At 52.8% G+C, this 10,752-nt stretch carries 11 protein-coding genes; 5 read left to right on the top strand and 6 right to left on the bottom strand.

Annotated features, from left to right (window positions below):
* Positions 1-193 (top strand): hypothetical protein (locus tag M0P74_17405; protein ID MCK9365367.1); only part of this gene is annotated, 193 nt, incomplete at its 5' end.
* A 117-nt stretch (positions 194-310) separates the two neighbouring features.
* Here the strand turns inward: M0P74_17405 and M0P74_17400 are convergent.
* From M0P74_17400 to M0P74_17380, 5 genes are all read right to left on the bottom strand, one after another.
* On the bottom strand, positions 311-1,228 hold the full coding sequence (locus M0P74_17400; protein ID MCK9365366.1) for a helix-turn-helix transcriptional regulator: 918 nt from the start codon (positions 1,226-1,228) through the stop codon (positions 311-313).
* Between the two features lie 42 nt (positions 1,229-1,270).
* Positions 1,271-1,726: a 6-carboxytetrahydropterin synthase gene (locus M0P74_17395; GenBank protein ID MCK9365365.1), complete on the bottom strand. Its 456-nt coding sequence runs from the start codon at positions 1,724-1,726 to the stop codon at positions 1,271-1,273.
* 2 nt (positions 1,727-1,728) lie between these two features.
* Positions 1,729-2,421, bottom strand: coding sequence for a 7-carboxy-7-deazaguanine synthase QueE (locus M0P74_17390; protein ID MCK9365364.1), 693 nt, complete (start codon positions 2,419-2,421; stop codon positions 1,729-1,731).
* An 11-nt stretch (positions 2,422-2,432) separates the two neighbouring features.
* Positions 2,433-3,089 carry a 7-cyano-7-deazaguanine synthase QueC gene (gene queC, locus M0P74_17385; protein ID MCK9365363.1) on the bottom strand — a complete coding sequence of 219 codons (657 nt, stop codon included), beginning with the start codon at positions 3,087-3,089 and terminating at the stop codon, positions 2,433-2,435.
* A 110-nt stretch (positions 3,090-3,199) separates the two neighbouring features.
* Positions 3,200-3,946, bottom strand: coding sequence for an enoyl-CoA hydratase/isomerase family protein (locus M0P74_17380; GenBank protein ID MCK9365362.1), 747 nt, complete (start codon positions 3,944-3,946; stop codon positions 3,200-3,202).
* 437 nt (positions 3,947-4,383) lie between these two features.
* On the opposite strand from M0P74_17380, the gene M0P74_17375 reads away from it, so the two are divergent.
* From M0P74_17375 to M0P74_17360, 4 genes are all read left to right on the top strand, one after another.
* Positions 4,384-5,187, top strand: a complete 804-nt coding sequence (locus M0P74_17375; GenBank protein MCK9365361.1) for a crotonase/enoyl-CoA hydratase family protein — start codon at positions 4,384-4,386, stop codon at positions 5,185-5,187.
* 98 nt (positions 5,188-5,285) lie between these two features.
* Positions 5,286-6,515 carry an exonuclease SbcCD subunit D C-terminal domain-containing protein gene (locus tag M0P74_17370; protein MCK9365360.1) on the top strand — a complete coding sequence of 410 codons (1,230 nt, stop codon included), beginning with the start codon at positions 5,286-5,288 and terminating at the stop codon, positions 6,513-6,515.
* A gap of 11 nt (positions 6,516-6,526) precedes the next feature.
* The gene (locus M0P74_17365) at positions 6,527-10,198 is read left to right on the top strand and encodes an AAA family ATPase (protein MCK9365359.1); all 3,672 of its coding nucleotides are present in this window, start codon (positions 6,527-6,529) and stop codon (positions 10,196-10,198) included.
* A gap of 78 nt (positions 10,199-10,276) precedes the next feature.
* Positions 10,277-10,561, top strand: coding sequence for a hypothetical protein (locus M0P74_17360; protein ID MCK9365358.1), 285 nt, complete (start codon positions 10,277-10,279; stop codon positions 10,559-10,561).
* A 6-nt stretch (positions 10,562-10,567) separates the two neighbouring features.
* Here M0P74_17360 and M0P74_17355 read toward each other — a convergent pair.
* Positions 10,568-10,752: hypothetical protein (locus M0P74_17355; protein ID MCK9365357.1), on the bottom strand; the 185-nt coding region annotated here is incomplete at its 5' end.

Genomic DNA, 10,752 nt, shown 5'->3' with positions numbered 1-10,752 from the left:
ATTGCAAAACCATTTGTCATTCCCGAATGTCTCTATCGGGAATATGGTTTTTCAAGCAGTTAGAACCAGATTCCCGCTCAGAATCGTTGCGGGAATGACAAGAATGGGGAGTTTTGCAATTACCTCTAATGAATATACATGCCATATCAATAAACGTTCTCTCTGCTTATTTCCACAAAACGGATTTGACTGATATAACAATTGCGCTGATTATAACAACTCTTTTTTTGTAAAGCTTCCCCCTATAGAGGCTTGTCGTGGGGGATATGGCAAGAGGGGAGGGCTTAAATATGCAAGCAAAGGCAGTTTTTTATGCCATTGCATATAGTATCTTCCCGGCGTTTGTGAAATCATAGCTTCCTAAATGGGCGACGCGTTTGCGAAAAACATCCCCTTCCAGTTCCGCGACCAGCGCCTGAACGCCCTGCTGAAAAAATACCGACTGATCACAGATCATGTCAAAACGTTCCTTGACAACCGGGATAAAATCGAGATTAAAAATGCTCGCCACCGCTTTTGTCGCAATGCCGGTATCCACCTCCCCGGAAAAAATGCCCAGCCCTGTTTCCATGTGTGTGTAAACATCGTTATCATATCCGGCGACAGACCCGGGAGAAATATTCAGTTTCTTCAGATGAAAATCAGTGAGCAGGCGGGTGCCGGAACCTTCCTGCCGGTTCAAAAAACGGATGTCCGGACGCGTCAGATCCGCAAACCCCTTTATTTTGCGAGGATTGCCGGAAACCGTTAAAAATCCCAGTTCCCGGTAGAAAAGATTTACAACCACCGCTCTGATATGGGGAAGCAGTTTCGCAAGGTAAGGGACGTTGTATTCACCCGTTTCCGGATCAAACAGATGCGACCAGGCGATGTCCGTGAAACCCTTGTCAAGGGCTGCCAACCCTTCCGTGCTGCCGGTATTCGCTGAAAAGATGTAGAATTCCGGATGAGACTTTCTCAGACAGGTCTGGAGGATGTCAAGCACAGGGTCATTGCTGCCCGATGCCAAAAGGGCGCCGGCAATTCTCTCCCTTTTCTTTTTTACCTGTGCCAATCCCTCCTTCGAATTATCCTCTATCCACTGATCGATTACCTTTTTCGGAAACAGCCACTTTCCTGTGAGCCTGGTTGCCGGAATTCTGCCCACACGGATCAACGCATAAATCTGTTTTTCGTGGATGTTCAGATAACTGGAAAGCTCCTTGGTGCTCATCATCTCTTCCGACATGAAAACCTCCAAAAAATATACGGCTGACTGTCTTTCAATGATTTATTGTTCAAACTCCGCCCAACTGGTCGATGTTTCCCAGACTCTCACCCGAACCAGCCTTACCCCATTGGCCAGAAAATAGGGCTGCCCCTTTTCCCGGGCGTACTTTTCGAGACCCTCCCGGGCTTGAGCAAATATCATCCTGGCGATCACCTCCGTCGTGGGGTCGGTGTCGTCAAAGCCGATCACCCTGTCGCCGTATGCTTTTTTGAAGGTTTCATAAAGCGGATCTTTCGTATTCATGCACATGGCGTGATCGAAAGAATCGAGAAACCCCTTCAGGGCAATCTTCAAAACCGAAAAATCACACACCATGTCGTTTGCATCGAGCTCGTCGGCTTCCAGAATAAGTTCGACCTGGCGGGAATGGCCGTGCGGATACTTGCAGTTGTCATGATGCTTGGTAAGCATGTGTCCGCTCTCGATCTCGATGGTCTTGCAGATGCGATAAGTCATATCTACGTTCCCCTCTTGTTTCCGTAAAGCCGAATCTGCAATCGGTCGCAGAAACGGAAGCCGTGTTCCTTGCAGGCCGGAATTATATTTTCGGCAGCCCTTGTCAGGGAGGCTGGCTCGACGCCTTCCGGCATCAGAAGCACCCGCTCTGGCGGAATGTTTCTCCCCAGTTTTTCCAGCAAATCCAGTATTTCATCTATATCCGAAGGTGAACAGACTACGAATTTAAGTTGATAATTATAATGGTCAATCCAGTCTCTGAGCGCATCAGGCTGCAGGCGCTGCGCTTCATGTCTGATACGGACGGCCTCCGAAACACCCACGTCCGGCGTCGAGTTGGAAAGTTTGGGGCTCAAAGACGCAAGCGAACAGGCAATTCCGTCCGGGGCAAGCGTGGCAGCCGTTTCGATTGTCACATGCCGGCCGCAGGCAACCAGTCGTTTGGCAAGCTCGTGGATGCCTTCGGCCAGCATTGGTTCACCGCCCGTAATTACGCAGAATCTGGTCGGATAACGATGAACCTCCGCAACGAGGCTGTCAATGGTTCGCTCCTCCCCCCGGGCCTGCCGCGCCGCATATGCCGAGTCGCACCAGCGACAGTGAAGATTGCAGCCCGCCGTGCGGATAAAAACGGAAGGCTGGCCGGTCAAAATTCCCTCGCCCTGCAGGGAATAAAAGGTCTCTGAGATGCGCATGTCTTCTTTCGTTAATTGCCGGGTTTGGCGGGAAGCGGCCCCTCTTGGGCATAAACAGTCAAATCCTTAACCCCCGCAATGATGAACGCCTCGCGGCGCTCCACGCAGGTTCCGCAGCGACCGCAATGGATATCTCCCCCCTTGTAGCATGACCAGGTATAAGAAAAGTCCACGCGCAGCTCCTTCCCCCGTTTTGCGATCTGGGCCTTGTTCATGGCAATGAACGGACGGATCACCTCAATTTGCTTGTAAGTGCCCAGCCGAATCGCCTCCCCCATGGAAGCCATAAACTCCTCCCGACAGTCCGGATAGATTGCATGGTCCCCCAGGTGCGCGGCAATTACAATCCCCTCGGCCCCGGCGCTTTCGGCATAACCCGCCGCGATCGCCATCATGATGCCGTTGCGGAACGGAACCACGGTCTGTTTCATCGTTGCCTCTTCGTAATGCCCCTCGGGGATCTCTCCGCCTGATTTAAGGAGGTCTGAAGCGAACATATCGCGAATGAAATCAAGTGGAATGACGAAATGGGGTATTCGCAGTTTCTGACAGTGAAATGCGGCAAACGGAATCTCCCGGGCGTTGTGTTTCGCGCCATAATCGAAGCTCATCCCGCAGATGACGCGATATTTCTTAGAGGCGTCATAGAGCGCTGTTACCGAATCCATTCCCCCGCTTACGAGGATAACAACTTTTTGCTTTTTCATAGTTATGTATTTGTATTTGTTTTAATATAAATATTAACGCATTACCGGGGCAGATTCAGCATTTGCGATTTTCAAAATTTCCGGGCGGCAGCAAGGAGCGTTTTCTGGGTCGCTTCACTAAACCAGCAATCGATGAAAAACTCATTTTTAACCCGACCGTTTTTTTCGTAATTGTTCTTGATCTCTTCGAACCGATTCGTTTTTACTGCGGAAAACGCATGAGCGTCGAGGGTTGCAAGTCCGGCGATTTTCTCCAGCGCGGCGGCTTTCAACCGCTCCGTCGGATATGTTTCATCAATCAGTCCAATCTCTGCTGCGTCGGTTAAAGAGATGAACTCCCCGCCGTACAGCATTTCGGTTGCCGCCCGATCACCAACGATCTGACGCAAAATCATATCGGCGAGGTAGGGAACCGGAAGCCCCAGCCTGATTTCATTTAACCCTGTTTTTCTTGCTTCGGAGCAGGCAAACCGGTAATCGCAGACAAGCGCAAGGATGTTTCCGCCGGCAATCGCATGACCGGCCAGGGCGCATGCAGACGGAAAAGGCAGTGTGTATAAATCAAGCGCAAGGTCATTGAATTTATAAAAAAAATCAGACAATTCCGCTCTGTTCATTGTTATCAGGGCCGGAAGGTCAAAGCCGATGGAGAAAAACTTTTCCCCACCGCACAAAAGCAGGCCACGCGCTTCCTTGCTGATTTCCTGAATGTTTTTTGACAACTCCTCCACGAGTTCGAGATTTATCGCGTTTGTAACCCCGTTCGTCAAGGTCAGGATCGCGATATTCCCCTGCAGTTCTTTAACTATTTTGGCCACGGCGCCCCCTTGCTGCCTGAATTTTACCTTTCACTCAAAAATGCGTGCATAAATCGTTTATCCGGCCGTGTAGCATGCCAAGCGGCCAGACCGCAACCGGTATTTTCCCTCAAACCACCAGCCCGCCAGCCTGCTTTAGAAAACACCTCTGCCTATAGTAAAGATGGTCCCCGCTCAAAAACGGGCACAATAATCAGCATTTCTTGGAAAAAGCTTCCTCTCTATAATTCGATGTAAGAAACTCTACGCAAAAAACTTGACGCCATCGGGGAATATCGAATAACATTAAAAAAGATGCGCCATGACGCCCGCGCTCATCATAACGCGTATCTTACATCAGGCTGCAATGCCGGAGAAAAGGAGCAATGATGGGAACCATTCATAAAACAAGCTGCTTTCTCTGTTCGCAAAACTGCTAAATCATCCAAGGAGGAACCATGACCGAACTTGTGAACATTTCTATTGATAACTATATAGCAGATGTCCGTTTCAACCGTCCTGATAAATATAATGCCTTAAGCTTTGATATGATTGAGGCCATCGCCAACGCCATCAAGAGACTGGAGGCGGAATCGGCGGTTAGGGCGGTTGTGGTGTCTGGCGAAGGCAAAGGCTTTTGCGCTGGCCTTGACCTGGAGAATTTCGCGGCGCTGCAGTCCCAGGCGGGAAATAAACTCCCTGGCCTCGTGGAGCGATACGAAGACAGGATCACTAATATTTTTCAGTACATTGCCTATGGATGGAAACAGCTTCCCATGCCGGTAATCGCAGCCATTCACGGGGTGGCGCTGGGCGGCGGCTGCCAGATCGCGCTGGGGGCCGATATCCGTTTCTGCACACCCGACGCTAAATTTTCCATCATGGAAATGAAATGGGGGTTGATCCCGGACATGAGCGTTTCCCAGACCATCCGCGACCTGCTGCCTATTGATGTGGCCAAGGAATTGATCTTCACGGGAAAAATCATCAAGGGCGAAGAAGCAGCCCGCTTGCGACTGGTCACCCACGTATGTGAAAAGCCATATGAAGAGGCCATGCTCCTGGCCAAAGAAATTGCCTCTAAAAGCCCGGATGCCATACGCTCCGCCAAAAAGCTGTTAAATGAGGTTTGGCATGGCAATTCAGCGCGGGGGCTGCTGATGGAGTCTGAACTTGAAAATAACCTGATTGGAACTGCCAACCAACTGGAGGCTGTTTCTGCAAACTTTGCGAAACGTACGCCAGAATTCAGGAATCGGTAGCCCCGAAAGCGTTGCTTTTTCCTGATCATTGATAAAAACAGATACACGCGGTCCGCAATATCTTCAACATCGGCAATCGGCTGATTTCGAAAGGAAATATGAAAATAATCCACACCTCTGACTGGCACATCGGCCGCGCCCTCTATGGACGTACGCGGTACGACGAATACGAAGCGTTTCTGGACTGGCTGGCGGCGCTGATCGCAAGCGAGGACATCAACCTGCTGCTGGTCGCGGGGGACGTCTTCGACAACAGCACCCCCAGCAACCATGCCCAGGAGCTCTATTACCGTTTCCTCTGCCGGGTAGCCGCATCGCCGCATTGCCATGTCGTGGTGACGGCGGGGAATCATGATTCGCCGACGTTTTTGGCTGCCCCCCGGGAACTCCTGAAGTTCCTGAATATTCATGTCGTCGGGTGCGCATCCGCGTCGCCGGACGATGAAATCGTGGTAATAAAGGGGCCGGATGACGAGCCCCGGCTGATCGTCTGCGCCGTTCCCTATCTCCGGGACCGGGACATCCGCACCGCCGAGGCCGGGGAAAGCGTCGAAGAAAAGGAACAAAAAATCATCGCCGGGATCAGAGCCCATTACCGGATGGTCTATGACGCAGCCCAGGCAAAACGCACTTTACTAAACAGGGATCTGCCCATTGTCGCGATGGGACATCTGTACGCCGCCGGCGGCAAGACCGTTGACGGCGACGGGGTGCGCGAGCTCTACATTGGCTCGCTGCTCCATGTCGGAACGGATGTCTTTCCCGAAGCTATAGACTATCTGGCCCTCGGACATCTCCACATCCCGCAGACGGTGGGCGATTCCGACTGCATCCGCTATTCCGGCTCGCCTCTGCCGATCGGCTTCGGGGAGGCCGAACAGGAAAAGAGCGTCGTCCTCGTGGACCTCTCCGCACGAAAACCAACCGTTGCCACAATTCCGGCGCCCCATTTTCAGGAATTGCGGAGCCTGAAGGGAAACTGGGACGTCATTTCCCGCAAGCTCATAGAGCTGAAGGGAAAAAAGAGCGCCGCCTGGATAGAGATCATCTATGAGGGAGACGCCGCCGCCGCTGATTTGCAGGCGCGCCTTGACGAAACCGTCGCGGGGTCGGAACTCGAGATTCTCCGCGTCAGGAACAACCGGCTGCTTTCGCAGGCCATGAGCAGGCAAACCAGATCAGAAACGCTGGGCGACCTGGACGTAACCGAAGTTTTCGAACGCTGCTTAGAAGCGCGCAATGTTTCCACTGAGCGGCGCCCAGCCCTTTTGAGCGCCTACAGGGAAATCATCGTCTCCTTAAACGAGCAGGACCCGCGGGCAGAATAGGAGAAAAATGCATGAGAATCCTCGGCATTCGCTTCAGAAACCTCAATTCGCTGGCCGGCGAATGGCAGATCGATTTTACCCATCCGGCTTATCGTTCTAACGGCATCTTTGCCATTACCGGCCCGACCGGCGCGGGAAAAACGACTGTCATGGACGCCATCTGTCTTGCCCTTTACGGAAGGACTCCCCGCCTCGACAAAGTCACGAAGGGCGGAAACGAAATCATGTCGCGCCAGACCGGCGAATGTTTCGCGGAGGTGACCTTTGAGACCGCGAAGGGTCGCTACCGCTGCCACTGGAGCCAGCGCCGCGCCCGCAAAAAGGCGGACGGCGAATTACAGCAGGCCAGACACGAGGTTTCAGACGCCGTTTCCGGGCAGCTCATCGAATCCAGAATCACTCAGGTGAGCGAATTCATCGAAAAGGCAACGGGCATGGATTTCAACCGTTTCACCCGTTCGATGCTCCTTGCCCAGGGTGGGTTTGCCGCCTTTCTCAATGCCTCGCCTGATGAACGCTCCCCGATCCTCGAACAGATTACCGGCGCCGAAATCTACAGCCGGATTTCCGTGCAGGTTCACGAACGCCGCGCGGCGGAACTAAAAAAGATCGAGCTGCTGCAGGCGGAACTGAACGGGCTTCGGGTAATTGGCGCAGACGAAGAGCTGGAATTGCACAATCTTCTGCAAAACAAACAGGATAAAGAAGTAGAACTGGCCGGAAAGATGAAAGAAACGACAACGGCTTTGACCTGGCTCGAGGGAATGGCGATTTTGGAAAACGAACTCGCTGAACTGGGAAAAAAGAAAAGCGAGTTCGATGAACGCCAGCAGTCGTTTGCACAGGAATCCCACCGGCTGGAGAAGGCGCGCCTGGCTCTCGAACTGGAAGGCGATTACCGGGGCGTAACGGCCTTGCGGGAACAGCAGAAGCTGGGGATAGCGGAACTTCATGGAGCTCTGGCCATTCTGCCGGAAAAGGAGAAGGATGGCGCAGCGGCACTCGTAGCGAGGCTGGCCGCGGAGAAGCTGCTGAAGGAAAGCCAAATCCGCCAGCTTGCGGAAGGGGAACTGATCAAAAAAGCCCGCGCCTTCGATGTTCGCATAGAAGAGCAGGTAAAGCGGCTTGCGGAAATCAACCGGGAGATCGCCCATGCTGAAACAAAGGTAAAGGACTGCGAAATCAGTATGGAAAATGGTAAACAGGAACTGACTCAGGCCCATTCCTTTTTGGAAGCGATCCGGGAATACCAGACAAAACACGGCGCCGACGCGGCGCTGCTGGCCAATCTCAGCGCCATCGAGCGGGGCTTCGCACTCATTGACGAGGCTGAGGCAAAATATGAAAAGGCGGCAAAAGAACTCTCCCGGGCGGTGCTAAGTAAGGAATCAACCCGCACCGCGTATGCGAAAAAGGAGGTCGCACATGAAAAATTCCGCCAGGAATTTATGAAAAATCAGAATGATCTGAAAAATCTGACTGAAGAAATCACGACGCTCCTGGGGGAACGCGACCTGAGCCAATGGCACGCTGAACTGGATTGCCTCAAGGAACGCGGCAATCTGCTGCTGCAGGCGGAAGAGACGCTGACAAGGCTCGACCGGACAGCCGCGATCCTCAAGCAGCTTCAGGCAAGCAGCGAAACATTATACGCAGGACATGCCGACATCCTGGCGGAGGCGGCCCTGCGTGGCGAGCAGAAAACCGTTTTGGAAAACGAGCTCGCTGCCCTCGAGACGGAGGTGTCGCTTCTTTGCCGTATCCGCGACCTTGAGGAAGAGAGGCAGCGCCTCGTGGACGGCCGACCCTGCCCGCTGTGCGGAGCTCTCGAACACCCTTACGCAACGGGCAATCTCCCGGTTTTGAACGAAGCGGAGGCGAAGCTCAAAAACCGGAAGGATGAGTTGAAGGCGGCAGCTCAGTTGCTCGGGAAGCTGGAGACCGACAGGATCAAGGCAGAGGTGGAAATCCGGCAAGTCAAAAAGGAAATAGCGGAAAAAAGTAAAATCCTCGCTGAGGATCAAAAGCTCTGGAGCGACATCCGGCAGAAACTTAAATTACAGGTATTTCCATCGGAAATACCTGTAATGATTAGCGAAGGGCTTGGCGACGTCCAGACAAAAATTTCGGAAACAGGGAGAATTATCAGCCTGGTAGAAGAGCGGGAGCGGCAGGGAAAGGCGCTCCGCCTCACTCTGGAAAATACCCGGACGATCTTTGAAGGAGAGGAGAAAGCCCTTCAGGAAGCGCGTCACCAACTGGCCGCCGCCAACATCGAGTGCGAACGGCTAACAAAAGAGTACGCCGCGTTTGCACAGGAGCTTGAAAAAATCAGGACCTCGCTTCTTGCTGACATCGAGCCGTTCGGGATACTCCGCATTCCCCCGGGCAACCCCGCTGTCATCTTGAAGGAGTTGATACGGCGCAGGGATGGCTGGCAAGCGAAGGAAATTGAAAAGAGCGGCCGGGAAAAGAAGGTCGAGACTCTTAAAGTCGTACTTGAAAAGAATAAAACTCTGCATGACAGTCTGAAACAGGCGCTGGACGTTAAACGAACGGATGGCGACCGCCTGATGGGGGAATATGCCTCGCTGCAGGAGTCCCGCCGGGAATTATTCGGGGAAAAGAGCGCCGATGAGGAGGAAAAAAGGCGGGCGGCGGACGTGGCGCAGGCTATGAAAAATCTGGAAAATACCCGTGAAAACTGGGTAAAAATCGAAAAGGAGATCAGCTCCCTGAAAGAGAAAATCACCCTGCGGCAACAAAAAACAGCCGGGCGGGCGCCGGAACTCTCCGTTGCGGAAGAACAATTACGGGGCAAGATTACCGCCGCAGGATTTGCGGACGAAGCAGACTGCCTCTCCGCACGTCTGACGGCAAAAGAACGGGAGTTGATTGCTGAAAAGGAAAAAATTCGGCTCCAGGAGAAAACGGAGCTTGAGGCCCGCATGCAGGATCGTCTTTCCTCCCTGGCCGCCGAACGGGAGAAAAAAATGACGGAAGAAACCGCCGGAACGCTCACGGAAATAATCCGGGCCGGGGATGACGAACTCAAGCGGGTAAGACTGGAGATCGGCGGCATTATTAAAGAGTTGTCCGATAATGAAATGCATAAAAACAGTCAGAGGGAACGTCTGCGGAATATTGAGATTCAGAAGACGGAAACCCTCCGCTGGGAGGAGCTGCATGATCTGATCGGTTCGGCAGACGGGAAGAAGTTTCGGAACTTTGCCCAGGGACTGACCTTCGAGATAATGACCGTTTATGCCAACCGCCAGCTTCGGGAGATGACGGATCGGTATCTTCTCATCCGCGACGAGCGGCAACCCCTGGAGCTGAACGTTATCGACAATTATCAGGCCGGAGAAATCCGCTCCACGAAGAATCTCTCCGGCGGCGAGAGCTTTATCGTGAGCCTGGCCCTGGCCCTCGGACTCTCCCGGATGGCCAGCCGAAATGTCCATGTTGATTCGCTTTTTCTCGATGAAGGATTCGGCGCCCTTGATGAAGATTCCCTGGAAATGGCGCTGGAGGCCCTGGCAGGGCTTCATCAGGAAGGCAAGCTCATCGGCGTCATCTCCCACGTCGCCGCCTTGAAGGAGCGCATCGCCACCCAAATTCAGATCGCCCCCGAAGCGGGCGGGCGCAGCAGCCTGAGCGGCCCCGGCTGCCGTAAGCTGTAATTTAATGTTTTTAATCATTGACAAACAACAACCGAATCCTTATTTTCCCAGTTACGCTAACTCAAGGAGGCTGATGTCTTGGAAGATATTTATAAATGCAAGAAAAACGGATGCGTAATCGCTGCAGTGTGCCCGGAATCCACGTGCGACTGGTATCTGAAAAGTGAAACACATTATAATTGCACTTGGGTAGCCTGCAATTACGGACCGTTCACCCTTGAAGAGGTCGGCGAAATGATGGGGGTAACCCGTGAGCGCATCAGGCAGATAGAGGCAAAGGCGCTAAAAAAGCTGCAGCACAAAAAAAGAAGGGATCAGCTCCGCGATTTCGCATCGCCGGACAGCGAGTGGGATGCGATATAAACGTTTTCAGGGGTAAGTTTCTCGGCATTTACGGTTTTTCAGGGATTCCATGAAATAGTTCATGAGCTTTTTCCTCTCTGAACCGGAAAAGAGCAGCGCCTCCGTATCGCACTCCAGTTCCAGAGCGGTGTACTTGTCCAGGTTGGGAACTATGCTTGCCATTTTCTTGATATAGGTAATCGTTTCCGGAG

It is taken from the genome of Syntrophales bacterium (genome assembly GCA_023229765.1).
Classification (GTDB): Bacteria; Desulfobacterota; Syntrophia; order Syntrophales; family UBA5619; genus DYTH01.
This window is presented reverse-complemented; position numbering and strand designations above follow the sequence as displayed.